This is a genomic window from Micromonospora arida, from assembly GCF_003857035.1.
Classification (GTDB): Bacteria; Actinomycetota; Actinomycetes; order Mycobacteriales; family Micromonosporaceae; genus Micromonospora; species Micromonospora arida.
The window spans coordinates 1-26,130 of sequence record NZ_QGSY01000208.1; the positions used below are offsets into that span (position 1 = coordinate 1).

Annotated in this window: 24 protein-coding genes and 1 pseudogene; 13 read left to right on the top strand and 12 right to left on the bottom strand. The window is 71.9% G+C overall.

What is annotated here, in order from left to right:
• Both DLJ58_RS19705 and DLJ58_RS19710 read right to left on the bottom strand, forming a co-directional pair.
• Window positions 1–432: pseudogene (locus DLJ58_RS19705) on the bottom strand (hypothetical protein); the annotation flags it as partial.
• A 31-nt stretch (window positions 433–463) separates the two neighbouring features.
• Window positions 464–919 (bottom strand): SRPBCC family protein, encoded by a 456-nt coding sequence (locus DLJ58_RS19710; protein WP_124858501.1) that lies wholly within the window; start codon window positions 917–919, stop codon window positions 464–466.
• 118 nt (window positions 920–1,037) lie between these two features.
• On the opposite strand from DLJ58_RS19710, the gene DLJ58_RS19715 reads away from it, so the two are divergent.
• The 7 genes from DLJ58_RS19715 (at window position 1,038) to DLJ58_RS19745 (ending at window position 9,304) form a co-directional block, all read left to right on the top strand.
• Window positions 1,038–2,852 (top strand): AMP-dependent synthetase/ligase, encoded by a 1,815-nt coding sequence (locus DLJ58_RS19715; RefSeq protein ID WP_124858502.1) that lies wholly within the window; start codon window positions 1,038–1,040, stop codon window positions 2,850–2,852.
• A 14-nt stretch (window positions 2,853–2,866) separates the two neighbouring features.
• A complete protein-coding gene (locus tag DLJ58_RS19720) occupies window positions 2,867–4,558 on the top strand; it encodes a sensor histidine kinase (RefSeq protein ID WP_124858503.1) in 1,692 nt (563 codons plus the stop codon).
• A 7-nt stretch (window positions 4,559–4,565) separates the two neighbouring features.
• Entirely contained in the window at window positions 4,566–5,234 is a 669-nt protein-coding gene (locus DLJ58_RS19725; protein ID WP_030337723.1) for a response regulator transcription factor, read from the top strand.
• A 191-nt stretch (window positions 5,235–5,425) separates the two neighbouring features.
• Complete coding sequence (locus tag DLJ58_RS19730) at window positions 5,426–6,235, top strand: SAM-dependent methyltransferase (RefSeq protein WP_124858504.1); 810 nt, start codon at window positions 5,426–5,428, stop codon at window positions 6,233–6,235.
• A 79-nt stretch (window positions 6,236–6,314) separates the two neighbouring features.
• A complete protein-coding gene (locus tag DLJ58_RS19735) occupies window positions 6,315–7,973 on the top strand; it encodes a putative bifunctional diguanylate cyclase/phosphodiesterase (RefSeq protein ID WP_244219044.1) in 1,659 nt (552 codons plus the stop codon).
• 61 nt (window positions 7,974–8,034) lie between these two features.
• On the top strand, window positions 8,035–8,619 hold the full coding sequence (locus tag DLJ58_RS19740; protein ID WP_124858506.1) for a TetR/AcrR family transcriptional regulator: 585 nt from the start codon (window positions 8,035–8,037) through the stop codon (window positions 8,617–8,619).
• A 22-nt stretch (window positions 8,620–8,641) separates the two neighbouring features.
• Complete coding sequence (locus DLJ58_RS19745) at window positions 8,642–9,304, top strand: lysophospholipid acyltransferase family protein (RefSeq protein ID WP_124858507.1); 663 nt, start codon at window positions 8,642–8,644, stop codon at window positions 9,302–9,304.
• A 13-nt stretch (window positions 9,305–9,317) separates the two neighbouring features.
• Here DLJ58_RS19745 and DLJ58_RS19750 read toward each other — a convergent pair whose 3' ends face one another.
• The 3 genes from DLJ58_RS19750 to DLJ58_RS19760 all read right to left on the bottom strand — a co-directional run bounded on the left by DLJ58_RS19750 (window position 9,318) and on the right by DLJ58_RS19760 (window position 12,049).
• Window positions 9,318–10,442, bottom strand: coding sequence for a glycosyltransferase family 4 protein (locus DLJ58_RS19750; RefSeq protein ID WP_124858508.1), 1,125 nt, complete (start codon window positions 10,440–10,442; stop codon window positions 9,318–9,320).
• Window positions 10,439–11,698 (bottom strand): M48 family metallopeptidase, encoded by a 1,260-nt coding sequence (locus DLJ58_RS19755; RefSeq protein ID WP_124858509.1) that lies wholly within the window; start codon window positions 11,696–11,698, stop codon window positions 10,439–10,441. The genes DLJ58_RS19750 and DLJ58_RS19755 overlap by 4 nt, the downstream gene beginning before the upstream one ends.
• 132 nt (window positions 11,699–11,830) lie before the next feature.
• Window positions 11,831–12,049 carry a hypothetical protein gene (locus DLJ58_RS19760; protein ID WP_124858510.1) on the bottom strand — a complete coding sequence of 73 codons (219 nt, stop codon included), beginning with the start codon at window positions 12,047–12,049 and terminating at the stop codon, window positions 11,831–11,833.
• A 233-nt stretch (window positions 12,050–12,282) separates the two neighbouring features.
• On the opposite strand from DLJ58_RS19760, the gene DLJ58_RS19765 reads away from it, so the two are divergent.
• The gene (locus tag DLJ58_RS19765; RefSeq protein ID WP_124858511.1) at window positions 12,283–12,816 is read left to right on the top strand and encodes a hypothetical protein; all 534 of its coding nucleotides are present in this window, start codon (window positions 12,283–12,285) and stop codon (window positions 12,814–12,816) included.
• A gap of 99 nt (window positions 12,817–12,915) precedes the next feature.
• Here the strand turns inward: DLJ58_RS19765 and DLJ58_RS19770 are convergent, their stop codons facing one another.
• Together DLJ58_RS19770 and DLJ58_RS19775 are read right to left on the bottom strand one after the other, a co-directional pair.
• The gene (locus tag DLJ58_RS19770) at window positions 12,916–13,635 is read right to left on the bottom strand and encodes a DinB family protein (RefSeq protein ID WP_124858512.1); all 720 of its coding nucleotides are present in this window, start codon (window positions 13,633–13,635) and stop codon (window positions 12,916–12,918) included.
• A gap of 136 nt (window positions 13,636–13,771) precedes the next feature.
• Window positions 13,772–15,181, bottom strand: a complete 1,410-nt coding sequence (locus DLJ58_RS19775) for an NYN domain-containing protein (protein ID WP_124858513.1) — start codon at window positions 15,179–15,181, stop codon at window positions 13,772–13,774.
• 127 nt (window positions 15,182–15,308) lie between these two features.
• Here DLJ58_RS19775 and DLJ58_RS19780 point away from each other — a divergent pair, with 127 nt between their 5' ends.
• The 5 genes from DLJ58_RS19780 to DLJ58_RS19800 all read left to right on the top strand — a co-directional run bounded on the left by DLJ58_RS19780 (window position 15,309) and on the right by DLJ58_RS19800 (window position 20,811).
• Entirely contained in the window at window positions 15,309–17,063 is a 1,755-nt protein-coding gene (locus DLJ58_RS19780) for a DEDD exonuclease domain-containing protein (protein ID WP_124858514.1), read from the top strand.
• A gap of 126 nt (window positions 17,064–17,189) precedes the next feature.
• On the top strand, window positions 17,190–18,983 hold the full coding sequence (locus tag DLJ58_RS19785) for a RelA/SpoT family protein (RefSeq protein ID WP_124858524.1): 1,794 nt from the start codon (window positions 17,190–17,192) through the stop codon (window positions 18,981–18,983).
• A 52-nt stretch (window positions 18,984–19,035) separates the two neighbouring features.
• Complete coding sequence (locus DLJ58_RS19790; RefSeq protein WP_124858515.1) at window positions 19,036–19,578, top strand: NUDIX hydrolase; 543 nt, start codon at window positions 19,036–19,038, stop codon at window positions 19,576–19,578.
• Window positions 19,575–20,444, top strand: a complete 870-nt coding sequence (locus tag DLJ58_RS19795) for a nucleotidyltransferase family protein (protein ID WP_244219043.1) — start codon at window positions 19,575–19,577, stop codon at window positions 20,442–20,444. The genes DLJ58_RS19790 and DLJ58_RS19795 overlap by 4 nt, the downstream gene beginning before the upstream one ends.
• Window positions 20,445–20,523: 79 nt before the next feature.
• Window positions 20,524–20,811, top strand: coding sequence for an Lrp/AsnC family transcriptional regulator (locus tag DLJ58_RS19800; RefSeq protein WP_074313163.1), 288 nt, complete (start codon window positions 20,524–20,526; stop codon window positions 20,809–20,811).
• Between the two features lie 104 nt (window positions 20,812–20,915).
• Here the strand turns inward: DLJ58_RS19800 and DLJ58_RS19805 are convergent, their stop codons facing one another.
• The 5 genes from DLJ58_RS19805 to ctaE all read right to left on the bottom strand — a co-directional run bounded on the left by DLJ58_RS19805 (window position 20,916) and on the right by ctaE (window position 26,089).
• On the bottom strand, window positions 20,916–21,608 hold the full coding sequence (locus tag DLJ58_RS19805; RefSeq protein ID WP_091407523.1) for a DUF4142 domain-containing protein: 693 nt from the start codon (window positions 21,606–21,608) through the stop codon (window positions 20,916–20,918).
• 193 nt (window positions 21,609–21,801) lie between these two features.
• Window positions 21,802–23,433, bottom strand: a complete 1,632-nt coding sequence (qcrB, locus tag DLJ58_RS19810; RefSeq protein ID WP_124858516.1) for a cytochrome bc1 complex cytochrome b subunit — start codon at window positions 23,431–23,433, stop codon at window positions 21,802–21,804.
• Window positions 23,430–24,518 (bottom strand): cytochrome bc1 complex Rieske iron-sulfur subunit, encoded by a 1,089-nt coding sequence (gene qcrA / locus DLJ58_RS19815; RefSeq protein ID WP_124858517.1) that lies wholly within the window; start codon window positions 24,516–24,518, stop codon window positions 23,430–23,432. Before qcrA ends, qcrB begins: the two co-directional genes overlap by 4 nt.
• 64 nt (window positions 24,519–24,582) lie before the next feature.
• Window positions 24,583–25,419 carry a cytochrome bc1 complex diheme cytochrome c subunit gene (qcrC, locus tag DLJ58_RS19820; protein WP_124858518.1) on the bottom strand — a complete coding sequence of 279 codons (837 nt, stop codon included), beginning with the start codon at window positions 25,417–25,419 and terminating at the stop codon, window positions 24,583–24,585.
• 70 nt (window positions 25,420–25,489) lie between these two features.
• Window positions 25,490–26,089 carry an aa3-type cytochrome oxidase subunit III gene (gene ctaE, locus DLJ58_RS19825; protein WP_112582810.1) on the bottom strand — a complete coding sequence of 200 codons (600 nt, stop codon included), beginning with the start codon at window positions 26,087–26,089 and terminating at the stop codon, window positions 25,490–25,492.
• Window positions 26,090–26,130: the final 41 nt, after the last annotated feature.

Consider the following 26,130-nt stretch of genomic DNA (forward strand, 5'->3'; position numbering starts at 1 on the left):
GAGCACGTCGTCGGTGCGCGCGGCGGGTGCTGGCGCGGGCGGGGCGGTCGGCTCGGTGGCCGGCGCGGCGGGGCTCGGCGCGGACGGTTCCGGCGGGGAGAACGCGCGGAGCAGGCTGGCGACGCCGGCGGCGAGGTCACCGGCGCCGGTCGCGAGCCGTTCGGCGAATTCCGGACTCGGGTCCCGCAACGCGGCGATGCCCCGACAGACCGGGCAGACGCAGCATTCGGCCGAACCGGTGGCGAAAGCACCACCGGTGCCGGAGCGGGCGTCGGGGCCCGCGCTGTGACCGAGGACACCGGACAGCATCCCGCCCAACGAGCCGAACGCGCCGCCCGCCGAGCCGGCGGAGGCCAGTCGCGCCCCTGCCAGCAGGGTGGCGACCAGCCGCTCCGCCTCTTCCCGGGCCGAACCCGGATCCGTTCCGCCCACCGTCGGCTCCTCTACCGTGCCACCGGACACGTCACTGCGCCGCACCGGTTGCTTCTACCCGGCGCTTGAGCTGCTTCAACGCGGTGTCCATGATCATCTTTTCGGCTTTGCGCCGAAACATCCCGAGCATGCCGACCGACAGGTCGACCTCCAGCGTGTAGGTCACCGTCGTGCTGCCGTCCGGGTTACCCACCAGGTCGTACGAACCACGCTGTGCCTTCTGCATCTTCGAGGGGGCGACCAGGTGCCACTCGATGCGGGACACGTCCTCGGCGTACTCGTAGGCGAGCACGTACTCGTCGGCCATCACCCCGGCGTCGATGGTGAAATGCACCTGGCTGGCGTAGCCGTCCTCGTACTCCTCGACGACCTCGGCGCGACGCACCGCGTCGGTCCATTCCGGGTAGCGCGCGAAGTCGCAGATGACCGCCGTCACCCGATCCGGTGCGGCGCCGATGATGATCGACTGGGTGGAGGAGTCCGCCATGGGGGGAGGCTACCCGCCTCCTGGTTGTCTCACCTTGACCGCCCGCCGGGTAGGTTTCGACACAGCCGACGCCCACGGCGCCGGCCAGCCCCACCAGTGCGAGCACGAAGGAGTGCAGGTGCGCGAGTTCTCCGTCCCGCCGATCGTCACCATTGGCGACGCGGCCAACCTCACCGATCCGGTGTGGGACAACGCCGAAGTCGCGCCCGACGCCGTCCAGTTCGCCCGCCCCACCCCACACGCCGACGGCACCGTCACCGAATGGACCGAGGTGACCTGCCTCCAGTTCCGCGACGAGGTGGCCGCGGTGGCCCGGGGGCTGATCGCCGCCGGCATCGAGCCCGGTGTCCGGGTCGGGCTGATGAGCCGCACCCGCTACGAGTGGACGCTGCTGGACTACGCCATCTGGGCCGTCGGCGCGGTGACCGTGCCGATCTACGAGACGTCCAGCGCCGAGCAGGCCGCGTGGATCCTCGAAGACTCCAACGCGGTCGCCGTCGTGGTGGAGAGCGAGGCGCACGCCGCCCTGATCGCCGGTGTCCGGCACCGGCTGCCCGAGCTGGGCCAGGTCTGGCAGATCGACCTCGGCGGGGTCGACGAGCTGGTCAGGACCGGCGCCACGGTCGAGTTGGCCGAGGTCGAGCGGCGGCGCAAGGCCGTCGGCGCCGGCGACCTGGCCACGATCATCTACACCAGCGGCACCACCGGCCGGCCCAAGGGTTGCGTACTCACCCACCGCAACATGTACGCCGACATCGCCAACGCGGTACCGGTGCTGCCGAACCTCTTCAACGCCGGCGCGAGCACCCTGCTCTTCCTTCCGCTGGCGCACGCCTTCGCCCGGCTGATCCAGATCGGCGTCGTGCAGGCCCGGGTCACCATGGCGCACTGCGCGGACACCAAGAACCTGGTCGCCGAGCTGCAGGCGTTCCGGCCGACCTTCGTGCTCTCCGTACCCCGGGTCTTCGAGAAGGTCTACAACGCCGCCAAGCAGAAGGCCGAGGCGGACGGCAAGGGCGGCATCTTCGCCCGCGCCGAGCAGGTCGCCATCGCGTACAGCGAGGCGCTGGAGACCCCCGGCGGACCGGGCCTGGCGCTGCGCGCCCAACACGCGGTCTTCGACCGGCTGGTCTACCGCAAGCTGCGTGCCGCGCTCGGCGGACGGTGCCGGGACGCGATCTCCGGCGGGGCGCCGCTCGGCGCCCGACTGGGTCACTTCTTCCGGGGCATCGGCGTGACGATCCTGGAGGGCTACGGCCTGACCGAGACCTCGCCCGCCGCCGCATCGAACCAGCCCACCGCCACCCGGATGGGCACCGTCGGCCGTCCGTTCCCGGGCGTGACCGTGCGGATCGAGGACGACGGCGAGATCCTGCTCTCCGGCGAGCTGATCTTCCAGGGTTACTGGCGCAACGAGACGGCGACCGCCGAGGCGATCAGCGCCGACGGCTGGTTCCGCACCGGCGACCTGGGTCAGCTCGACTCCGACGGCTACCTGAGCATCACCGGCCGCAAGAAGGAGCTGATCGTCACCGCCGGCGGCAAGAACGTCGCCCCGGCGGTGCTGGAGGACCTGGTCCGGGCGCATCCGTTGATCAGCCAGTGTGTCGTGGTCGGCGACGCCAAGCCGTTCATCGCGGCGCTGGTCACCGTCGACGAGGAGGCGCTGCCGAACTGGCTGGAGAACGCCGGCATGCCCCTCGACACCTCCGTCGAGCAGCTGCGCGAGCACGAGGGCCTGCGCAAGGAGATCCAGACCGCCATCGACACCGCGAACCAGGCCGTGTCGAAGGCCGAAGCGATCAAGGTGTTCCGGGTCCTGCCCCGCGACTTCACCGAGACGACCGGCGAGCTGACCCCGTCGCTCAAGGTCAAGCGCCAGGTTGTCCACAAGACGTACGCGGCGGAGATCGCCGATATCTACCGAGGCTGACTACCATCCGTCACGTGCCCGCATCCACAGCCACCGCACCACACCCGCATCCCCTCGCCGCGGCCGCCCGCCTGGTGATGCTGGCGCTGGTCGCCGTCCTGACCCTGTTCGCCACCCGCGACGTCACCCAGCTGTGGTGGATCGCGTTGCTGGCGGTGGCCGGGCTGCCGTCGCTGCTGGCACCGCAGCACCGGCTGGTCGGCCCTCTGAGCCGGGTGGCCGAGGTGGTGGTGCTGGGGCTGGCCGCGAGCCACGTCGCCGCGGTGGCGTCCATCGGCGGCACGGTCGACGGCCTGGGCGCGTCGGCGGTGCTGCCCTACCTGGCGGTCCCGGTGACCGTCACCGCGCTGCGCCGCCGCTTCCCGGAAGGCGCCGCGCTGCTCGTGGTCACCGCCGCCACCCTGCTGCTCAGCGGCGCGCTGACCCGGGTAGACGGTGGTCTCCAGCTCGGCCAGCTGGGTTACCTCGCGGTCTGCGCGCAGTGGCTGATCCTGGCGGCGCTGGGGCTCTACGCCGCCGGCACGCTGCACCAGGTGATGGCGGTCCGCGGTGAGGGCAAACCCCAGCCGTACGCCGAGGCCACCCGGCTGCTGACCCAGCTGCGTACGGTGGCCCGGCAGCTGCCCGGGGCGACCCTGGACCCGGGCGGCATCTCCGAGCACCTGCTGGAGGAGCTGCGCACTGTGGCCCGCGCCGATCGGGGCGCGGTGCTCTCGGCCAGCGGTGGTGGTCGGCTCGTGGTGCTCGCCCAGGCCGGCGTCGACCGGGTGGACTGGGAGACGACGCTGGACGCGGACTCGGCGATCGCCGACGCCTGGGCCACCCAGCAGGCCACCACGGCCGCCCGGTCGCAATCCCGCTCGCACCGCGGTGGCGACGTGTCGGCGCTGATCGTTCCGCTGGTCGCCGGGGTGCGCACGGTGGGGCTGGTGGTGTTGGAGGCCGACGCCGCGCACGCGTACCCGCCGGCCGTGGTGTCCCGGGTGACCGGGCTGACCCGCCCGGCCGCGCTGCGACTGGAGGCGGCGCTGCTCTTCGACGAGGTGCGCTCGCTGGCCACCAACGAGGAGCGGCAGCGGCTGGCCCGGGAGATCCACGACGGGGTGGCCCAGGAGCTGGTGATGGTCGGCTACGGCATCGACAACGCCCTGGCCACCGTCTTCGACGACGCCGACGAGACCGCCGAGGCCCTGCGTACGCTGCGCGGCGAGGTGACCCGGGTGATCCAGGAGCTGCGGCTGAGCCTCTTCGAGCTGCGCAGCGAGGTGGACCGGCAGGGTGGGTTGGCCGCGGCGATCGCCGAGTACGCGCGCACCGTGGGCGCGTCCGGCGGGCTGCGGGTGCACCTCTCGCTGGACGAGTCCACCGCCCGGTTGCCGGCCGCCACCGAGGCTGAGTTGTTGCGCATCGCGCAGGAGGCGGTGACCAACGCGCGCAAGCACGCCGGGGCGTCGAATTTGTGGGTCACCTGTGAGGTCGACCCCCCGTACGCGCAAATAGAAGTGTCGGATGACGGTCAGGGGATGGCTGACCAGCGCCCGGACGGACGGTACGGTCTTGCGATCATGGCCGAGAGGGCGGAACGTATCCGGGGCCGGTTGGAGATCAGGCCGCGGCAACCCAGCGGCACGACCGTGGCGGTGGTTCTCGGCACCTCGGCCCGGCGCGATAACGTGCGCGGCAGCGCAGCACCAGAAGGGGAGTAACCCGAGGATGACCACAAGTCCGATACCGGCCACCCGTACCAAGGTCCTCCTTGTCGACGATCATGACCTGATTCGCAAGGGTTTGCGGCACGCCTTCGAGCGCGACCGCCAGTTCGAGGTCGTCGGTGAGGCGGCCACGGCGGCGGAGGGGGTACGCCAGGCCGGCGCCTTGCAGCCGGACGTGGTGATCATGGATCTGCGGCTGCCCGACGGCAGCGGCCTGGAGGCCACCCGCGCACTGCGTAAGTCCAGCGCGTCGATGGGCATCGTGGTGCTGACCATGTACGCCGGCGACGACCAGCTCTTCGGCGCCCTGGAGGCCGGCGCGAGCGCCTTCGTGCCGAAGACCGCCCCGGCCGACGAGGTGGTGGCCGCCGCACGGCACGCCGCCTCCTCCCCCAGCGCGTTCACCGCGGCCGACCTGGCCGAGGCGATGAAGCGCCGGCTCGCCCCGTCCGGTCCGCAGCTGTCTCCCCGGGAGGGGCAGGTGCTGCGGCTGCTCGCCGACGGGATGAGCGTGGCGGGCATCGCCAAGCAGCTGTTCGTCAGCGAGTCCACGGCGAAGACGCACATCTCGAAGCTCTACGAGAAGCTCGGCGCGGCCAACCGGGCTCAGGCCCTGATGACCGCGCTCCGGCTGGGCCTGCTCGAGGCACCGGACGCGCCGAAGTTCTGATCTGCCCCCCGCTCGTCGAGCGGGACGACGCGACCGACGGTCCGCGCCAGCTTCGGCCGGCGCGGACCGTCGCGCATCGACCGACGTCGGCGGGCAACCTTCGGCGCGCTATGGTCTGGCGTGCGTGGCGGGTGCACAATACCCGCGCGGGCTCGACGATGCTCGCGTCGCGGATTCGAGGGGTGAAACGCATGCAGCGGCCGGACTGGGCACCCGACACCATCGACATCGAGCGCCCGAGCGTCGCGCGGATGTACGACTACTACCTCGGCGGCTCGCACAACTTCGCCGCCGACCGGGCCGCGGCGCAGGCGATGGTCGCCGCGGTGCCCGAGGCGCCGTTGATGGCCCAGGCCAACCGGGCGTTCCTGCGCCGGGCCGTGCACCACCTCGCCGACGCCGGGATCCGGCAGTTCCTGGACATCGGTTCGGGCATCCCGACCGTCGGCAACGTGCACGAGATCGCCCAGCAGATCGACCCGCAGTCGCGAGTGGTCTATGTGGACGTCGACCCGGTGGCGGTGGCGCACAGCCGCGAGATCCTCGCCGGCAACGAGCAGGCCGCGGTCGTGCAGGAGGACCTGCGCAACCCGGAGGCGATCCTCACCCATCCGGACGTCCGCAAGCTGCTCGACCTGAGCCAACCGGTGGCCGTGATGGTCGTGGCCGTCCTGCACTTCGTCTCCGACGACGACCGGCCGGCGGAGCTGCTGCGGACGCTGCGGGACGCGTTGGCGCCCGGCAGCTACCTGGTGCTGTCACAGGCCAGCGACGACGGGCGCAGCGAGGACGAACGCGCCGAGGCGGAGCGGGTCTACCGGCGCACCGACAACCCGCTGTGGGTGCGCAGCCGTGCCGAGCTGACCGCACTCTTCGACGGCTTCGAGCTGCTCGAACCCGGCGTGGTCTGGGTACCCGAGTGGCGACCGGACACTCCGGAGAGCGCGGAGGACGCCGAGCGCGCGGTCTTCATGGGCGGCGTCGGGCGCCTCGGTGACTGAGTCGCCCGGGGCGACCCCCTGCCCGGGGGCGTTCGCCCGGGCCTGGGCGAAGGCGGTCTCCGGCACCAGCTACCTACCGATGACCCAGGCCCAGTTGGAGTCCCTGCTGGACCGGCTCACCGGGCAACTGGCCGGGGCGTTGCTCACCGAGCCGTTCGACCTGCGTGCCGGGCACCGGGTCGGCGCCGAGCTGGTCGCTGCGCACATCGCTTCCGCCGAGGGGCTGGGTCGTACCGTCGAGGTCATCCAGCTCCGCCTGGTGCGTGACCTGGGCTTGGTGGCCGAGGACGTCGAGGACCGGATGGCCCGGCTGCTGGCGGCCGTGGCGACCGGCTACGCCCGCGCGCTGCGCGACCGGACGCTCGACGAGCAGGAGTCGATCCGCCGCGCCGCCATGCGGGCCCGCACCCAGGCGGAGCGGGCGCTGCGGGCCAGCGAGGCACGGTTCCGGCATCAGGCCACCCACGATCCGCTCACCGGCCTACCCAACCGGACGCTGTTCACCGAACGGCTCGCCGCCGCGCTCAACGAGCCGGGCCGGGGCGCGCAGCGGGTCGGGGTGTGCTTCCTGGACCTGGACCGCTTCAAGGTGGTCAACGACACGCTGGGGCACCAGATCGGTGACCTGCTGCTGGCCACGGTGGCCGAGCGGCTGCGCAAGGCCATGGGTGAGCACCTGGTGGCCCGGCTCGGCGGCGACGAGTTCGTCATCCTGGTGGAACGCAGCGCCGGCACCGACGACATGGTGGCGGTGGCCGAGACCGCGCTTGCCGCGGTACGCACACCGGCCCTGGTCGACGGGCACGAGCTGCAGATCTCGGCGAGCATCGGCATCGTCGAGCGCCAGGTGGCCGGGGCCAACCCCACGGACCTGATGCGGGCCGCCGACAGCACCCTGCACTGGGCGAAGTCCGCCGGTGGGGCGCGCTGGTCGCTCTACGACGCCGAGCGCAACCAACGTGAACTGGCCCGCTACGCGCTCTCCGCGGCCATCCCGGCGGCGTTGGAGCGGGGCGAGTTCTACCTCGACTACCAGCCGCTGACCTCGCTGCGCGACGGCAGCCTGGTCGGCGTGGAGGCGCTGGTCCGCTGGCGGCACCCCGAGTTGGGGGTGCTGCGCCCGGACAGCTTCATCGGGTTGGCCGAGGAGACCGGCCTGATCGTCCAGCTGGGCGGTTGGGTGTTGGCCGAGGCGTGCCGCGAGGCCGAGGCGTGGTCGGCCGGGGGTGCCGCCGCGCCCTTCGTCAGCGTCAACCTTGCGGTACGGCAGGTGCACCGGCCCGGGTTGGTGCAGGAGGTCCGCGCGCTGCTGCGGCAGACCGGCCTGCCACCGGAGCGGCTCCAACTGGAGATCACCGAGAGCACGATGATGAGCACCGCCGAAGAGCCGGTCCGCGCCCTGCGGGTCCTTGCCGACCTCGGGGTGCGTATCGCCATCGACGACTTCGGCACCGGTTACAGCAACCTGGCGTACCTGCGGGACCTGCCGGTGACCGAACTGAAGGTGGCCGGGGAGTTCGTCGCGGGCCTGCGCTCGCCGTCCGTCGGCCGCACCGACGAGCGGATCCTCGCCTCCCTGGTCTCGCTGGCGCACGCGCTGGACCTGACCGTCACCGCCGAAGGGGTGGAGACCGCCGGGCAGGCCGAGCGGCTACGGGCGATCGGCTGCGACGCAGCCCAGGGCTGGCACTTCGGCCGCCCCGCCCCCGCCGATCGCATCCTGGCCCGCATCCGCTGATCGGCGGAGACATTCCGCACCGGAGGTAGACACCGTCTACGACGGCTGGTAGACAGTGTCTATGGACGTGGACGAGCCGGGGCTACGAGCGCGGTTGGTGGCCGCCGGGGTGGACCTGGTGCTGCGCGAGGGCCAGTCGGCGGTGTCGCTGCGGGAGATCGCCCGCCGTGCCGGGGTTTCGCACGGCGCACCGCGCCGCTACTTCCCGACCCACGTCGACCTGCTCTCCGCCATTGCCCGGGAGGGCTTCGCCGACCTCACCGCCCGGGTCGAGCAGACGATGCGCGTGGTCGACGCGGACCCGCGTACCCGATTGACCGCGCTGGCCCGGACGTACCTGGACTACGCGGCGGCCCACCGCGGCATGTTCGAGCTGATGTTCCGCCACGACCTGCTGGACAGCGGCCGGCTACGGTTGCGCGAGACGAGCCTGCCGTTGTTCGCCGTTCTGGCGGACCTCGTGGCCCAGCTCCGTCGGCCGACCGACGCGCCCGCACCGGTGCTGGCCGGCGCGCTCTGGGCCAACCTGCACGGCATCGCCCAGCTCTGGGCCTGGGGCAGCCTGCCGCTGGCCACCGGCGCCGCCGACGACGACGCCCTGCTGCGTGCCACGCTCGACGCCCATCTCGGTCCGACGCTCACCTGAATCCCCGATCCCCGGAGAACACGTGCCCCTGCTGTACGACCTCACCAAGCTCACCGTCCGCACCACACTGCGGCTGGGCTGGCGGCCCCGGGTGGAAGGGCTGGAGCACATTCCCCGGCATGGCGGCGCGATCCTCGCCGGCAACCACCTGTCCGTCGCCGACGAGTTGTTCCTCGTCAGCGCGACGCCGCGACACGTCACCTTCTGGGCCAAGGCCGAGTACTTCACCGGTCGAGGTCCGGGCGGCTGGCTCAACCGGCAGATCGTCGCCGGCATGGGCGCCATCCCGGTCGACCGCTCCGACGGCCGGGCCGCCCTGCGCGCCCTCGACGCCGCCGTCCCGGTGCTGCGCGCCGGCGGCCTGGTCGCCGTCTACCCGGAGGGCACCCGCTCCCCGGACGGGCGGCTCTACCGGGGCCGGGTCGGAATGACCCGGCTGGCCCGCGACGCCGGGGTGCCGATCATCCCGGTCGGCGTGCTCGGCACCGCCGAGGTGCTACCGGTCGACGCGCGGCTGCCCCGTCGACACCCGATCACCCTGCGGTTCGGCCCGCCGATCCCGGTCGCCGAGCGGATCAACGGGCCGCGTGACATCCGAACGGTCACCGACGAGGTGATGGCGGCGATCCAGCAGCTCACCGGCCAGGAGTACGTGCCGCGCTACGCGCCCACCCGGGAGAGCTGAACGCGGGCGGCGATCAGCCGGCGAGCAGTGCCGCCATGCGTTCCGCCTGCGCCTCCCAGCGCCACTCCCGTTCCACCCACGCCCGGCCAGCCGCGCCCAGCTGACGGGCCAGGTCCCGATCGGCGAGCAGCCGGGCGACCCGGTCGGAGAGCTGCGCGACGTCCCGACCGCGCACGACGTAGCCGGTCTCCCCCTCCCGGACCGCGTCCGGTGCGCCCCCGGAGTCACCGGCCACCACCGGCAGGCCGGTCGCGGACGCCTCCAGGTAGACGATGCCCAGCCCTTCGACGTCGAGGCCACGGTTGCGGGTGCGGCACGGCATCGCGTAGACGTCGCCGGCCGCGTAGTGCGCCGGCAACTCGACCGACGGCACCGTGCCGGTGAACACCACATCCCGTTCCACACCGGCCTGGCGGGCCAGCTTCTCCAGGGTCGCCCGGTACGGCCCACCACCGACGATCAGCAGCGCCGCGTCGGGCACCCGACGGCGGATCTCCGGCAGGGCCCGGATCAGGGTGTCCTGACCCTTGCGCGGCACCAGCCGGGACACACAGACGACCACCGGCCGGTCGGTCAGACCGAGCCGGGCCCGGACCTGCTCACCGTCCACGCTCGGGTGGTAGGTGTCCACGTCGACCCCGGGCGCGAGGCGGCGCAGCTCGGTCACCCCGTCCAGCACCCGGGCCAACCGGCTGCGGGTGTACTCGCCGAGATAGGTGGTCACGTCCACACCCCGGCCGATGCGGCGCAGCGCCGGCCGGGCGGCCGGCACCGCCGCCCAACCGACCTCGTGGCCGTGGGTCTGCGCCACCACCCGGCGGATGCCGGCGCGCCGCCGCAGCCCGGCCGCGAGCAGGCCCAACGGGGCCGCCGCGCCGAACCACACCGTGTCGCAGTCGTACGCGCGGGCCAACCGGGCCGCCCTGCGGGCGATCAACGGGGTGGGCAGCAACACCCGGGTACGCTCCCGGATCACCTCGAACGGCTGGTCGGCGTCGAACTTCGCGGACCCGCGCCAGCTCGACGCGTAGACGACCACCGAGCCGGCCGGTTGACGGACCGCGAGGTTGTGCACGAAGGACTGGATCCCACCCGGGCGGGGCGGAAAGTCATTGGTGATCAGCAGGGTGCGGCTCATCGGCCGACCTCCCGGGCGTACGCGCGGGCGGCGGCCATCCGCTCCACGGTGGACGGATGTGAGGCCGAATAGAGGTATTCCCAGCGGGGCGGGTCGGGGTCACCGAGGTTGACCGAGCCGAGCCGACGCTGCATCGACTCGAAGGACTCCGGGTCGTTGGTGAGCGCGAGCGCGTGCGCGTCGGCCCGCGCCTCGACCCGTCGGGACATCAGCGCCTGCACCGGAGCGGCAACCAGCCCGGCCACCGTGACCAGGGCCACCAACAGCGGGAACGCGCGCGGTTGGGCCACCGAGTCGACACCGGCCAGCCGTAGCAGTGGCCCCCACGAGCCGAGCAGGTAGAGCGCCACCACGGCGGCCGCGGCGCCCAGCGCCCCGGTCAGCGTGCCGGCCGCCACGTCGGAGTCCTTCGCGTGCCCCAACTCGTGCGCCACGACGGCGGTCACCTCGGCCGGGGTCGCCTCGCGCAGCAGCGTGTCGTAGACGACCACCCGTCGGGTCGGCCCGAGACCGGAGACGTACGCGTTGACCGCCCTGGTGCGCCGGGAGGCATCGGCGACCAGCACGTCACGCACCGGCACCCCGTCGCGGGCCGCCATGCTCATCAGCTCGGTGCGCAACGGGCCCTGCTCCATCGGGGTGAACCGGTTGAACACCGGCTCCACCACCACCGGCAGCACGAACGACAGCAACACCACCAGCACCGCGGCGCCGGCCGCACCGAACGCCCACCACCAGCGTGGCGCGAGCCGGATGACCGCGTAGAAGCCGAACAGCGCCACCGCGCCGATCACCGCGCTGACGGCGTACGACTTGAGCAGGTCGACCGCCCAGCCGCTCCAGCCGTTGGTGCTCAACCCGTAGCGGGTGAGCACGCTCTGCCGCCAGGCGGCGAACGGGAGCGTCACCAGGTCGGCGACGAGCACCACCGCAAGCCCGCCGAGCACAGCCTGCGCTGCCCAGTGCCCACCGAAAGGCCGGCCCACCAGCTCGACCAGGCGACTGCCCAGCGGGGTCAACCCGAGCGCGAGGGCGATCAGCAGCCCGACGGCGAGCGCGGCGTAGCCGCCGGGACGCAGCGCGGCCCGGAACTCCCGCCCCTTGGCCACCTGCTCGGCCGGCAGATCGCCCAGCGCGGCGAGCTGGTCGGCCCGGGGTGCCGGCGGGCGGTGCCACGGGATGAGCAGCGCGGCCAGCACGACCAGCGCGATGGTCAGCCCGGCCAGGGTCAGCAGCGCCCAGCCGCGCGGGGTCACCGCGTCACCGCCCGTCGTTCCCCGCTCATCGCGCTCCTCCCGCCGTGACCGCTCATCCTATGGCCCGCGAGAAGCCCGCTTTCGGGCGCGGTGTCGCGCTCAGGCAACGCGGCGGGTGGCGCGGTGTCGCGCTCAGGCAACGCGGCGGGCGGCGCGACGGCGAGCCGCCTCCGGGCGCGCGGGCGCGACCAGCACCTCCACGTCAAAGCCGGCCCGGGCGAGCACCTCGATGGCCTCGACCTCGGCGGCGACCAACCCGGCCGCCGGGGACGTCTCGTCGAACAGAGCGGTCAGCGGGCAGCCGGAACAACCGTCGGCCCGCTTCGCGCACCCGTCGCAGTCGATGAGCATCACGCCTCCTGATCGGCTCGCGGCGCCCGGGCGACTCCTGTCGTCGCCGGCCGAACACCGTCGGTGACATCGACACTAACCACCGGGTACGACAGGAACCGCGTCCGATCGCCCGTTTCAGTGCTAGATCCACTCCAGATCAGCGATATCGGGGTATCCCACCCGGCGGAACCCCCAACATCACGGAACCCGACACCACGGAATTCATGCCGATCGAGCGAAGGGGGCATCGTTTGGCCGAACGGCCTCCCGGGCACTGGGCGACGGTGGCCGACCTCGATGCTCCGTCCGTCGTGGACTTCCGGTACTCCCCGCGCCGACATCGCCTCGCGAAGGTCCTCGCCGTGCTGGGCGCAGCGGCTCTCCTGGCGGCCTACGCAGCGCTGTTCGACGAGCCCTGGTGGCAGGTGCTGCTGCGGTTCGGCTTGATCGGCGTCGTCGTCGCGCTGATCACCAACTGGCAGCTACGCCGTCAGCCTCGTCTGCCGCTGCGGTTGACCGACGAGGCGCTGCACCTGACCGGACCGAACGGGACCAGGCTCAGCATCGACTGGGTCAACATGGCCGGCGCCCGGGTCCGAGGCCGCGTGGATCCGCGGCTGGTGGTCACGCCACTCGACCCGCAGCAGACCCGGCCACCCATGGGACCCGGGCAGTGGTCGACTCCCGGACGCGGCCCCTACGAACTGGTCGTCCGGCTCTCCTGGATGAGGCCGGGCCCCGACGCACTGCGTCGTGAGCTGGCCCGGCGACTACCGACCGCCTGACTGGTGGCCGCCCGACCGCCCGACCGGCCCAGCGCCGGAGCGGCAGCGCCCGACCGGCCGAGCGCCGGAGCGGCAGAGCAGCCTTCTGGGGGCGAAATTTCAGCCCTGTGCGTCGAGGTCACGCAACGCGAAGCGGAGGTGCTGCCACTCCTCGTCGAAGATGACGTGAAGGCAGTGCAGGATGGACACCTGCTTCTCGGGCCACCAGGCGGCCGGCCGAGTCTCGGCGAGCAGGTCCGGCGTGACGGCTGCGAGAAAGTCGCGCACCATCGCCTGCCGCTCGGCCCGTAGCTCAAGGGTCGCGGCGAACGTCGGCTGCTCGACGGCGAAGATCGACATGTCGAAGCCATCGGTCTCGTACTCGGCATGGGGTTGCCCGAGCGGGTGGAAGGGCTGCGGCCGGCGCAGGATCGCCTTGCCCAACCAGGTGTCGGCGGCGAACGCGAGGTGGCGCAGTGTCTGCGCGAACGACCACTCCCCGTCGACCGAGGCGTCGACGGCACCCTCGGGCATGGACAGAGCCCGGTCGACCGCCGCCGCCCAGGCCCGTTCGAGTGCCGCCCACGCCACGCGGAGGTCGTCCGGATTCTTGGCCCGCCGGAGGTCGCGCCCGGGAAATCGTCGGTTGAGCTCGGCCTCGACCAGCGGCACGACATCGACACCGTTGATCAGGAACGTGCCCTCGGCCAGCCACGGCGCGTCGATGTCCAGGGCATCGACATCGACGCCGCGCATCACCGCACCGGCCAGCGTCGACCTGTTGAACCGGGCACCTCGCAGGTCCCGGTCGACGAAGACCTTGACGTCGTCCCGTGCCATGGCGACTCCCATCCCTCGGCGGTCGCGGCGATGCTAGCTCCGGGGTGGGACAGGTTGAGGCACAGTGCGACGTGTGGTGCGCCGGCCGGGCTCGCCCAACCCTCGCCGGGACCCGTCGACGTGTCGGCCGCCGCGGTCAGGAGCGGGCGAGCCGCCGTAGCAGCGAGTCCGCGCCCAGCGGGTACGCGCCGTGCCGGCGTACCCCGTCGGCGACCTCGCGGTCCGACGAGACCACGACCACCGGCCGGCCCGCGGGCTCGGCACGGACCAGTCGCCGGATCAGCTCGTCGGCGGTCTCACCCTTGCGGGAGAAGAGCACCCGTACGCCGCGCGGCGCGGGCGGCAACCCGTGCATCCGTTCCGCGCCGTCGAAGACCACTGTAACCTCGTCGCCGGTCTGCGCGGCGATCCCGCCCAGCCCGGTGATCAGGCGTTTGCGCTGCTGCTCCAGGGACATCTCGCCAAAGCCACGCTTGGTGACGTTGTAGCCGTCCACCACGAGGTGCGCCCGGGGCAGGGCGAGCAACTGGTCGAGCCGGGCCGGGTCGTCGGTGTCGCGGGCACGGGCGGCAGGGCCGGCCGGGGCGGTGCCCGGCTGCTCGGCGAACGCGTCGGCGACGAAGTCGGCGGGGAGTTTGTCCACCGGGTCGAGCGCCAGCTCCCGGCGCAGCCCGACGGCGGCCTGGCCGATGGTCTCCAGGAGCAGCCAGAGCCGGGCGTCGTCGACCGAGCGCGCCTCCTTGGCGCTGGCCCGGGCCCGGCGGAGCTCGGCGTCCACGTCGGCGCTGGCGCGGGCGGCCCGGCCGCGCTCGGTGGCCAGCAGTTCGGTGGCCTTCCGCTCGCGGGCCTGGGTCTCCCGCAGGGTGCGGGCCACCTGTCGGGACTCCTCGCGGAGCTGACCCAGCTCCTCGCGGACGCGGGCCAGCTCGTCGCGGAGCTTCTCGGCCTCGACCCGGGCCACCGCGCGGTCGTGCTCGGCCCGGGTGGCCCGCTGCTCGGCCTCGCGGACCAGCTCGGCGACGACGGCGCTGTCCGCCTCGGCGCGCACGGCCGCGCCGCTGGCGTCGATCAGCTCCCGCCAGCCTCGGGGCCGGGCCAGGTAGGCCAACGCGGCCACCTCGACCGGGTCGGCGGCGGCCGGCGCGGTGCCCTCGACCACGGCCGCACCGAGGTCACCGGCGTCGGCCAGGACCCGCGCGGTGACCCGCTGCCGGAACAGCGGGTCGGCGGTGAGCTGGGCGGCGATGACCGGCGCGCCGAGCCGGGCGCGTCGGTTGGGGGCGAACTTGGCCACCCGGCGCAACGGCACCGGGACCTCGTCGAGGGGGAGGGTGGGCAGCACCGCGGCGGTCAGCGTCACGATCCGCTGCCGGACCGGCTCGGGCAGTGTCGGTTCCGGCTCGGCGGCGGGACCCTCGCCCGTTGTGGGGTCCGATGCGCTCGGAGTGTCGTTGACTACGTTGTCGTCCGGGTTGCCCACAGCACCGTCGAGCGCGACCGGATCCTCCTGCGGGAGGTGGTCGTCGTACGACTCGGTGAGGGGCATGTGGCAAGTCTCCCACCGCGACCGGGCCCACCGCCCGGTGAGTGAGCCGATCTCTCATCCTAGCCCCATGGTGACGGATGGGACGGCTGCGACGGGAGTGTCGGACCGGGGCGCTAGCGTGCCGCCGATGGCACAGGCGGAGTACGTCCAGGAGTCACTGGCCGGTCTCGACCCGGCGGTGGGCGGGGTGGACCCGGCGCTGCCGCTCTACGCGACGACGTTCGTGGTGGTCGACCTGGAGACCACCGGCGGCGCGCCGGACGGCGGCGGCATCACCGAGATCGGCGCGGTCAAGGTGCGCGGTGGCGAGCAGTTGGGGGTGCTGGCGACCCTGGTCAACCCGGGCCAGCCGATTCCGCCGTTCATCACCGTGCTGACCGGCATCACCCAGGCCATGCTGGTGCCGGCGCCGCCGATCGAGCAGGTGCTGCCGAGCTTCCTGGAGTTCATCGACGGCGCGGTGCTGGTGGCCCACAACGCCCCGTACGACGTGGGCTTCCTCAAGGCCGCCTGCGCCAAGCACGGCTACCGCTGGCCCAACCCCCGCGTCCTGGACACGGCGGCGCTCGCCCGCCGGGTGCTGACCCGCGACGAGGTGCCCAACCGCAAGCTGGGCACCCTGGCCGCCTACTTCCGCACCGCCACCCAGCCCACCCACCGGGCGTTGGACGACGCGAAGGCCACCGTCGACGTGCTGCACGGGCTGATCGGTCGGCTCGGCGGGCACCGGGTGGACACGATCGGCGACGCCATCGAGTTCGCCCGCGCGGTCACCCCGACCCAGCGCCGCAAAAGGCACCTGGCCGAGGGGTTGCCCAAGGTGCCGGGGGTCTACATCTTCCGGGCCGCCGACGACCGGCCGCTCTACGTGGGCACCTCGGTCGACATCGCGACCCGGGTGCGCAGCTACTTCACCGCCGGCGAGAAGCGTGCCCGGATCTCCGAGATGCTGGGCGCGGCCGAACGGGTCGAGGCGGTGGAGTGCGCCCACTCGTTGGAGGCGGAGGTCCGTGAGCTGCGGTTGATCGCCGCGCACGCTCCGCCGTACAACCGCCGGTCCAAATACCCGGAACGGATGATCTGGCTCAAGCTGACCGACGGGCCGTACCCTCGGCTGTCGATCGTCCGCGACCTCTCCCCCACCGACACCGCGTACCTCGGGCCGTTCACCTCCCGGCGGGCCGCCGAGCTGGCCGCCGCCGGTTTCCACGACGCGGTGCCACTGCGCCAGTGCACGCACCGGCTCTCGCTGCGCACCGTCACGCCGGCCTGCGCGCTGGCCGAGCTGGGTCGCTGCCCGGCGCCCTGCGAACACAAGATCACCCCCGAGGAGTACGACGACAGCGCCGCCGCGCCCTTCCGTACCGCGACGGCCAGCGACCCCCAGCCGGTGGTGGACGCGCTGCTCGCGCGGATCGACGTGCTCTCCCGCGACCAGCGCTACGAGGAGGCCGCCGTGGTGCGGTCCCGGCTGGCCGCCGTGCTGCGGGCCACCGTGCGGATGCAGCGGCTGGCCGCGCTGACCGGGATCGTCGAGTTGGCCGCGGCCCGGCCGGCCGCCCGGGGCGGCTGGGAGTTGGCGCTGGTCCGGCACGGCCGACTCGCCGGCGCGGGGGTGTCCCCGCCGGGCGCGCACCCGCGTCCCACGTTGACCGCGATCCGGGCCACCGCCGAGACGGTGTCGGGCGGGCACGGTCCGGTGCCGGCCGCCACCGCCGAGGAGTCCGAGCGGATCCTGTCCTGGTTGGAGCGACCGGAGACCCGACTCGTCGAGATGTCCTCCGGTTGGTCCTCTCCGGCGAGTGGCGCGGGCCGGTTCCGTGACCTGCTGGTTAAGGCCGAGGGCGGCGCGTCCCACCAACTCTCGACCGAACGCTCATGACCAACTGACCGATCGGACTACGTCGACTCGCTTAGGCTGTTAGAGAAGTGCAGTCCTGCCCGATTCGTGGGCCTGCTCCCCCGCCGGCTTCCGGCGATGCGGAGCCGGGGTGAGGAGGTGTCCCTCGTGGACGTCGACGCCGGACACGGCGCCGCCCTGGGGGGCGCCCTGCCGACGCAGCCGGGTGAGCTGCCGCTCGCTCGCCGGCTGCGGTCGCTGCTCAGCTGGCCGACCACCGACTCGGACCCGGTCACCCAACTGGTCCGCACGCACCGGGGCATCCACGCCGGCACCGACCCCGCGGTGCTGCGCCGTGCCTACACGATCGCGGAGAACATGCACCGCGGGCAGTTCCGCAAGAGCGGGGAACCGTACATCACCCATCCCCTCGCGGTGGCGCAGATCTGCGCCGAGCTGGGGATGGACACCACCACCCTGGTCGCGGCGCTGCTGCACGACACCGTGGAGGACACCCGCTACACCCTCCAGGCGCTCTCCGAGGACTTCGGCGGCGAGGTGGCCCACCTGGTCGACGGGGTGACCAAGTTCGACAAGGCGTTCTACGGCAAGGCCGCCGAGGCGGAGACGGTCCGCAAGATGATCGTCGCGGCCGCCAAGGACGTCCGGGTGTTGATCATCAAGCTGGCCGACCGGCTGCACAACATGCGGACGCTCGGGGTGCGCTCCGCGTCGTCGCGGGAACGGATCGCCCGCAAGACCCAGGAGGTGCTGGTCCCGCTCTGTGACCGGCTGGGCATCCAGACCCTCAAACGCGAGCTGGACGACGTGGTGCTGCTGCACCTCGAGCCCGACGAGCACGCCCGGCTGGCCCGGCACGTGCACGATCGGCCGGGCTGGGACTCATACCTCGACTCGGTGGTCACCCGGGCACGGGTGGCACTGCGCCGCAGCCGGGTCGACGCCGAGGTGAGCCCCCGTCCCCGGCACCTCTACTCGATCTGGAAGGACACCATCGCCGGCGGCCACACCGCCCCGTACGACCTGCCCCGCATCGTGGTGGTGGTCGACGGCCCGGCCACCGACTGTTACGCCGCGCTGGGCGCGATCCACGGCACCTGGCGACCGGTGCCCGGCCGTTTCAAGGACTTCATCGCCTCGCCGAAGAACAACCTCTACCGTTCGCTGCACACCAGCGTCTGCGGCCCCCAGGACCGCACCGTGGAGGTGCTGATCCGCACCGAGGAGATGCACCGCTCGGCCGAGTACGGCATCGCCGCCGACTTCCGTTTCCCCCGCTCCGGCAGCAGCACCGCCGCGGCCCGTGCCGAACAGCTGGACTGGCTGCGCCGGGTGCTCGACTGGGAGCCGGACGCCGCCGACCCGGCACAGTTCTACGAGTCGCTGCGCTGCGACCTGGCCGAGGGGCAGATCCAGGTCTTCGCCGACGGGCGTCAGGTCGTGCTCCCGGCCGGCGCCACGCCTGTCGACCTCGCGTACGAGCTGGGCAACGACCGGGGCGACCGCTGCCTCGCCGCACGCATCAACGGTCGGCTGGCCCCGCTCAGTTCGGAGCTGGACGAGGGCGACGTGGTGGAGATCTTCACCGAGAACGACGGCGACAACGGCTTCGAGGCCGGTGTGGCGCCGCGCGGCCCCCGGCGGGAGTGGCTGACGTTCGTCAAGTCGCCGCACGCGCAGATGCAGATCAACCGGTGGTTCGCCGAGCACACCGAGCCGGGCATCACGATCAGCGACAAGGTGCGCCTCGGTCGGGCCACCATCGGGCTCGCCCTGCGCCAGCACAACCGGGGCCTCGCCAGTGACCTGCCACTGCTGCGCCTCTCCGAGGAGTTGGGCTATCCCGACCTGGAGACCCTGCTGGTCGCGGTCTTCGACCGGGTGATCGAACCGGACACCGTGGTCCGCCAGCTCATCGACCTGGTCGACCATCGACAGTGACCTGGCGGCCCCAGCGCGTCCGAAGAACATTCGTGACCACTAGCCTGGAGTCATGATCCCCCGCTCCCGCGCCACCGGTCGGGCCCTCTTCTACCAGGCCTTCTACCGGCTGCCCCTGCCGGTGCGTCGGCGCCTGGTCCGGCTGGCCGTGCCCAAGTACATCGTCGGCGCGGTGACCCTGGTCCGGGACGCCGAGGCGACGGGCGCGGGTCGGTTGCTCATGCTGCGCCAGCCGCCCGACAAGGGTTGGTCACTCCCCGCCGGCCTGCTCAACCGGGGTGAGGCCCCGGTGGTGGGTGCGGCCCGTGAGCTGTTCGAGGAATCCGGCGTCCGGCTCCCACCGTCGCGGCTGCGTCCGGCGGTGCCGAATGCGATCGTGCACGCCAAGGGCTGGGTGGACATGGTCTTCGAGGCCGAGGTGCCGGCGTCCAGCACCGAGCTGACCGTCGACGGCGCGGAAGTCTTCGAGGCCGCCTGGCACCCCCTGGACGACCTGCCCAAGCTGACCTGGCCGACGGCCCGGCTGCTCGCCTACTACGACATCGGGCCGCTGGCCGGACAGTTCCCGCCGCCGGTGCCCGACGACACCCCGTGATCGTCGCGGCCGGTGTGCCGGCGGATCTGTGCGCGGTGGTGCTGGCCGCCGGCGAGGGCACGCGGCTGCGCCCGCTCACCGAACGGGTGCCCAAGGCGCTCTGCCCGGTGGGCAACGTGCCCCTGCTGGATCGGGCGTTGGCGCGGCTGGCCGGCCTGGGCCTGACCGGTCCCGATCGGGTCGCGGTGAACGCCTGCTACCTCGGCGAGCAGGTGGTGGCGCACGTCGGCGACCGCGCACACCTGTCGGTGGAGCCGGGCGACCCGCTGGGCACCGCGGGTGGGGTGGCCAACCTGCGGGACTGGATCGACGGGCGGCCGGTGCTGGTCGGCAACGCCGACGCGTACCTCGCCGACCCGGCTGCTCCCCCGGGCCCGGACGTCGCCGCCCTGCTCGACGGCTGGGACGGGCACACCGTACGCCTGCTCGGCCAGCCCGCCGCGGACCCGGCGGCGCCGGGCACCTTCGCCGGGCACTGCTTCACCGGCTTCTCGCTGCTGCCCTGGCGGCTGGTCCGGGACCTGCCGGTCGTCTTCTCGGACCTGGTTCGCGCCGTGTGGCGTCCGGCCGAGGCGGCGGGCGCCCTGGCGGTGGTGGCCTACCCGGGCACCTTCTTCGACACCGGCACCCCGGCCGACTACCTGGCGGCCAACCTGCACGCCGCGGCCGGCGGCGTTCTCGTCGAGGAGACCGCGACGGTGACCGGCCGCTGCGTGGAGTCGGTCGTCGGCGCGGGAGCGCGGGTGGACGGTGACGTGTCCCGCACTGTGGTGTGGCCGGGCGCGACCGTACGGGCCGGCGAGCGGCTGCGGAACGTGATCCGGGCCGGGAGCGACCTCACCGTGCCCTGCCCCGCCCAGGGCTGAGCCCGGACGGCTCCCGCCTCCGGTCTCGGGCCAGAACATCTAGCATGGGCGACGACGCCGACGAACGGAGAAATGCCCCGTGATCACCGCGATCGTGCTGATCGACTGCGCCACCGATGCGATCCCCGAGGTGGCGGAGAACCTGGCCAACCTTCCCGGCGTCAGCGAGGTCTACTCGGTGGCCGGGCACGTCGACCTCATCGCCATCGTCCGGGTCCGCGAGTTCGACCAGATCGCACAGGTCATCGCGGGCAGCATCTCCAAGGTCCCGGGCGTGCTCAACACCGAGTCGCACATCGCCTTCCGGGCGTACTCGCAGCACGACCTGGAGGAGGCGTTCGCGATCGGTCTGGCCAGCGCCGACTGATCCACTCGCCGTTTCGGGGGCCGTACCGGCCGCACGGCGGCGCGTAGCGCGCACAGGGCGGCCGGCCCACCGCGAGGGTGGACCGGCCGTCTGCTGTGGCTACGTCAGCTCTCGCTGGGAGCCGGTACCTCGGTGGTGCCGCCGCCCGGAGCCGGCGACTCGGTGCCGGTGCCGCCCGGAGCCGGCGACTCGGTGACAGTGCCGCCCGGAGCCGGCGACTCGGTGCCGGTGCCGCCCGGACTGGGCGTACCGCTGGCGCTGGTCTGCGGAACCGGGATGCCCAACTTGTTGGCGAGCGCCACCAACTCGTCGTAGTGCGTCTGCAGCGTCGGCAGTGCCGTCTGCGCCAACTGGACCACCGACTGCTCGGAGCCCTGCGAGATCTCCGTCTGGGTGGCCTGGATGGCCTGGACGTGGCCGGCCAGCTCACTGGTCACCCAGAGCCGGTCGAACTCCGCGCCGCTGGCGTTGTTCAGCTTGTCGATGACCGCCTGCTGATCGGCGCTGGGCTCGTTCGGCAGTTCCACCCCGAGCTGCGACGCGGTCTGCTGCACCGTCTGGTCCAGCTGGGTGTGGTCGGTCTTCAGCATCGCGCCCAGGTCCTTGACCCCCTGGTCCTGACCCTTCTGCTGAGCCAGGTCACCAGCGGTGATCTCGAACAGGTTGACCTGGTGTACCGCCTGCAGGTACTGGGTGTCCTGCGTTGACGGCTGTGCCGCGGCCTGCGCGGCCGCAGCCGGCGCGACACCGACCAGTACCAGCGCGGCCAACAGGCCGAGGCGTTTGATACCCAACATGCTTCCCCCCCTTGAGACGTTGGACCGCACGGATACCCGGCTCACCGGGGTTATTCCTGCGATCGCCCGTCGCACGGGGTCGACCGGTCCCACCAGGGCCGTCCTACTCCTGGTCAGATGGGTCGGGGGGTGTGAATACGACGGGGCGCCCGCCGGAATCCGGCGGGCGCCCCGTAACGGTGCGACTGGGCGGTCAGCGGCGGCTTTCGCCGCTGCCGATCTCCTCGCGCTCGGGTCGGGCCTCGACCGGCGGGTGCCCCGGCGAGACCGGTGCCTCGACCGGCTTCTCGATCGGGTAGAAGAAGCCCCGGATGGCCGGGCCGAGGGCCCCCAGCCGGTTCATCTTCTTGGGCACGACCCAGCCGACGTAGTCGAGCTGACCGTGACCGTCCGCGTGCCCGTTGGACGCGCTGAGCGGCTGGTGCACCTCGACGAACCGGCCGTCCGGCATGCGCCGGATGATGCCGGTCTCCACGCCGTGCGCGAGCACCTCCCGGTCGTGCTGCTGCAGACCCAGGCAGAGCCGGTAGGTGACGTAGTACGCCAGCGGCGGGAGCACCAGCAGGCCGATCCGGCCCGCCCAGGTCATCGCGTTCAGGCTGATCTGGAACTTGTCCGCGATCACGTCGTTGGCGCCGGAGAGCGTCAACACGATGTAGAACGAGACGGCCATGGCGCCGACCGCGGTCCGGGCCGGAGCATCCCGGGGACGCTGGAGCAGGTTGTGGCTCTTGCGGTCCTTGAGGTGCCGGGCTTCCAGGAACGGGTACATCGTCGACAGGCCCACCAGGATGCCGGGCAGCACGACCGTCGGCCAGAACAGCGGCGGGATGACGTACCCGTCGCCGATCGGGATGGGAATCTCCCAGGCCGGCATGAGTCGGGTCGACCCGTCGAGGAACATGACGTACCAGTCGGGCTGACTGGCGGCCGAGACCACCCACGCCTCGTACGGGCCGAACAGCCAGATCGGGTTGATCTGGAACAGACCGCCCATCAGCGCGATGACGCCGAAGACGACCATGAAGAAGCCGCCCTGCTTCAGCGCGTACCGCGGGAACATCCGCTCGCCGACCACGTTGTTGTTGGTCCGGCCGGGGCCGGGCCACTGGGTGTGCTTCTGCTTGAAGACCAGACCCAGGTGGACGCTGATCAGCGCGACCAGCAGACCCGGGATGAGCAGCACGTGGGCGATGAAGAAGCGGCTGATGATGATCGTGCCCGGGAACTCGCCGCCGAAGATCGACGAGGTCACCCAGGAGCCGATCACCGGGATGGACAGCATGATCGCCGAGGCGATCCGCAGGCCGGTGCCGGACAGGCCGTCGTCCGGCAGCGAGTAGCCGGTGAAGCCGGCCAGGAAGCCGACCCAGAACAGCAGCGAACCGATGATCCAGTTGGTCTCACGCGGCTTGCGGAAGGCGCCGGTGAAGAAGACCCGCAGCATGTGCACAACGATCGCGGCCATGAACAGCAGCGCCGCCCAGTGGTGCATCTGCCGCATCACCAGACCGCCGCGGACGTCGAACGAGATGTCCAGGCTGGAGGCGTAGGCGGCGGACATCGGGGTGCCCTGCAACGGCGCGTAGCTGCCGTCGTAGACCACCTCGGTCATCGCCGGCTCGAAGAAGAAGGTGAGGAACACACCGGTCAGCAGCAGCACGACGAACGAGAACAGCGCGATCTCGCCGAGCAGGAAGGACCAGTGGTCCGGGAAGACCTTGTTCAGCAGTTTGCGCAGCGGGGTGGCCACCGCGAAGCGGTCGTCCACTCCCACCGCGGCCTTGCCCGGCGTCGCCGCAAGGTCAAGCTTTCGACGCTTCATGGCCGCTCCCAGAAATCAGGCCCGACGGTCTCGGTGTAGTCGGACTTCGCCACGAAGAAGCCCTCGGAATCCACCTCGATCGGCAGCTGCGGCAGCCGCCGGCTGGCGGGGCCGAAGATGGGCCGGGCGTTGTCGGTGATCAGGAACTGGGACTGGTGGCACGGGCAGAGCAGCCGGTTGGTCTGCTGCTCGTACAGGCTGGCCGGGCATCCCGCGTGCGTGCAGATCTTCGAAAACGCCGCGTAGTTGCCCCACATGTAGTCACCGTGGCCGACCTTCTCGTTGGCCCGGCGCGACTCCTGCGCGTCGGAGTCGCGGAGGTGGATCAGCAGCGTCGGCGAGTCGGCGTGCCTGTTGCTCACGCCGTGGTCGATGCCGGGGAAGACGGTCAGCTGCCCACCGGTGCTGATGTCCGCCGGGCGGATCGGCCGGCCGTCCTCGCGGACCAGACGGATCCGCTGGCCGCCCTCGGCCGCGGCGAACCCGGTGGTGAACATCTGGTTGTTCTTGTGCGGCTGCGAGATCAGGCCGCCGACCAGCGGTGCCGCAGCGACCGCGGCGACCGGTGCGAGACCGGCCAGCAGCGAGATGCCGAGCAGGGGGCGACGCTTCACGCCCAGCTCGTCCGCCATGTAGAGCATGGTCTGGCCGGTGATGGTGCGGCCTTCGGAGTCCACCTGGCCCTCGTGCCGGTCCTGGATCGAGACCTCCTTGGGCAGCAACTTCTTGCCCCAGGTCAGGATGCCGAAGCCGACGGCGAGCAGCGCGACGCCGAGGGTGAAGCCGAGCAGCGGGGTGTAGAACTTGTCGCCGCCGCGGCCCGCCTCGTACTGCCACGGCCACCAGATGTAGATGGCCAGGAAGGCGGTCGCGGCCAGGCCGGTGATCAGGAACAAGCCGGCGACCACCCGGGTCAGCCGACGCTCCGCCTTGGTGCCCGGCAGCACCTGCGGCTCGTAGTGGACGATCTCGATGTCGTCCCGACGCGCGCCCTCACGAACGATGTCGAAACGGGTCAGCTTGGGGTCGTTCACGTCGAGCGGCTCCGGGCCCTGTGAGGCCTGGTGCTCGGTGTGGGTGCTCATGCCGTCACCTCGCTACGGGTGGCGCCGAGCGGCACCACAGCACTGATTAGGAGTATCCGCTCGGTCACGACTTGCCCGCAATCCACAGGCTGGCGAAGACGAGCGCCACGATGCCGACCAGGAAGATCGCCAGGCCCTCGGTGGACGGGCCGTACCGCCCGAGGTTGAACCCGCCCGGGTCCTGGTCGTGCTTCAGCGTCTCCTGGATGTAGGCGATGATGTCGGCCTTCTGTTCCGGCCGGAGCTGGTTGTCGCCGAACACCGGCATGTTCTGCGGGCCGCTCAACATCGCCGCGTAGATCTGGCGGTCGGTCGCGGGGTGCAGGCTCGGGGCGAACTTGCCCGAGGAGAGCGCACCGCCGCCGCCACCGAACGCGTGGCACTGCGAGCAGTTGATCCGGAACAGCTCACCACCGGACGCGATGTTGCCGTCCTCACGCAGTTCGTCGCCCTCGGGCACGACCGGCCCGCCGCCCAACTCCTGGATGTACTGGGCCAGCTGACGGGTCTGCTCGTCGGTGAAGACCGGGGGCTTGCGGTGCGCCTGGGCCTCCTGGCGGGCCATCGGCATCCGCCCGGAGCTGACCTGGAACTCGACCGAGGCCGCGCCGACGCCGACCAGGCTCGGCCCGCGGCCCTCGACGCCCTGGGCGTTGCGGCCGTGGCAGGTCACGCAGCTCACGTCGAACAGCGCCTTGCCCTCGGCGGCGGCGCCGGTCAGCTGCGGGTTGTCCTGCGCCTGGGCGCCCGGGGCGAAGACGGTGTACGCGCCACCGGCGAGCATCAGCGCGGCGATCAGCCGGACCGCGGCGCCCAGCCGGCGGCGGCCCCTGCTGCGCGCGGCGGGCCGCTCGCGCAACCGCGCGAGCAGACCGCGTCGGCGGTCGTTGTCAGAAGTCATGAGCGGTGTCCTTAACCGGTTGGACCTGTCTCAGGGGACGGAGCAGCAGCGCGGAATGTGACGCGCAAGATCACTGGAGCCAGTAGATCATGGCGTACAGCCCGATCCACACGACGTCGACGAAGTGCCAGTAGTACGACACGACGATCGCCGACGTCGCCTGCGCCGGAGTGAACCGGCCCATGGTCGTACGGACCATGAAGATGATGAAGGCGATCAGACCACCGGTCACGTGCAGGCCGTGGAAGCCGGTGGTCAGGTAGAACACCGACCCGTACCCGTCTTCGTTGATCTTGATGCCGTCGGCGACCAGGTGCCGGTACTCGTTCAGCTGGCCGAGGACGAAGATCAGACCCATCACGAAGGTGACGGTGAACCAGCGCCGCAGCGCGTGCACGTCACCCTTCTCCGCCGCGAAGACGCCGAGCTGGCACGTCACCGAGGACAGCACCAGGATCACCGTGAAGGTGGTCGCGTAGGGGATGTTCAGCGCCTCGGTGTGCTTCTCCCACTGCTCCGGCGCAGCCGCGCGGATGGAGAAGTACATCGCGAACAGCGCCGCGAAGAACATGAGTTCGCTTGAGAGCCACACGATCGTCCCGACGCTGACCATGTTTGGTCGGGTCAGAGAGTGGATCCGGCTCTTGTCAATGGCTGGGGCCGCAGTCACGCCGTCATTATTGCCCCTGACCGGGGCCGCCGATCAGCGGG

What these genes read in the sequence shown, in the direction of transcription:
- DLJ58_RS19805 (WP_091407523.1), bottom strand. Translation starts at nt 21,608, where the DNA reads ATGTTGGGTATCAAACGCCTCGGCCTGTTGGCCGCGCTGGTACTGGTC.
- DLJ58_RS19760 (WP_124858510.1), bottom strand. Translation starts at nt 12,049, where the DNA reads ATGCTCATCGACTGCGACGGGTGCGCGAAGCGGGCCGACGGTTGTTCC.
- DLJ58_RS19780 (WP_124858514.1), top strand. Translation starts at nt 15,309, where the DNA reads ATGGCACAGGCGGAGTACGTCCAGGAGTCACTGGCCGGTCTCGACCCG.
- DLJ58_RS19710 (WP_124858501.1), bottom strand. Translation starts at nt 919, where the DNA reads ATGGCGGACTCCTCCACCCAGTCGATCATCATCGGCGCCGCACCGGAT.
- qcrA (WP_124858517.1), bottom strand. Translation starts at nt 24,518, where the DNA reads ATGAGCACCCACACCGAGCACCAGGCCTCACAGGGCCCGGAGCCGCTC.
- DLJ58_RS19770 (WP_124858512.1), bottom strand. Translation starts at nt 13,635, where the DNA reads ATGGCACGGGACGACGTCAAGGTCTTCGTCGACCGGGACCTGCGAGGT.
- DLJ58_RS19775 (WP_124858513.1), bottom strand. Translation starts at nt 15,181, where the DNA reads ATGCCCCTCACCGAGTCGTACGACGACCACCTCCCGCAGGAGGATCCG.
- DLJ58_RS19740 (WP_124858506.1), top strand. Translation starts at nt 8,035, where the DNA reads ATGGACGTGGACGAGCCGGGGCTACGAGCGCGGTTGGTGGCCGCCGGG.
- DLJ58_RS19790 (WP_124858515.1), top strand. Translation starts at nt 19,036, where the DNA reads ATGATCCCCCGCTCCCGCGCCACCGGTCGGGCCCTCTTCTACCAGGCC.
- qcrC (WP_124858518.1), bottom strand. Translation starts at nt 25,419, where the DNA reads ATGACTTCTGACAACGACCGCCGACGCGGTCTGCTCGCGCGGTTGCGC.
- DLJ58_RS19725 (WP_030337723.1), top strand. Translation starts at nt 4,566, where the DNA reads ATGACCACAAGTCCGATACCGGCCACCCGTACCAAGGTCCTCCTTGTC.
- DLJ58_RS19750 (WP_124858508.1), bottom strand. Translation starts at nt 10,442, where the DNA reads ATGAGCCGCACCCTGCTGATCACCAATGACTTTCCGCCCCGCCCGGGT.
- DLJ58_RS19730 (WP_124858504.1), top strand. Translation starts at nt 5,426, where the DNA reads ATGCAGCGGCCGGACTGGGCACCCGACACCATCGACATCGAGCGCCCG.
- qcrB (WP_124858516.1), bottom strand. Translation starts at nt 23,433, where the DNA reads ATGAAGCGTCGAAAGCTTGACCTTGCGGCGACGCCGGGCAAGGCCGCG.
- DLJ58_RS19735 (WP_244219044.1), top strand. Translation starts at nt 6,315, where the DNA reads ATGACCCAGGCCCAGTTGGAGTCCCTGCTGGACCGGCTCACCGGGCAA.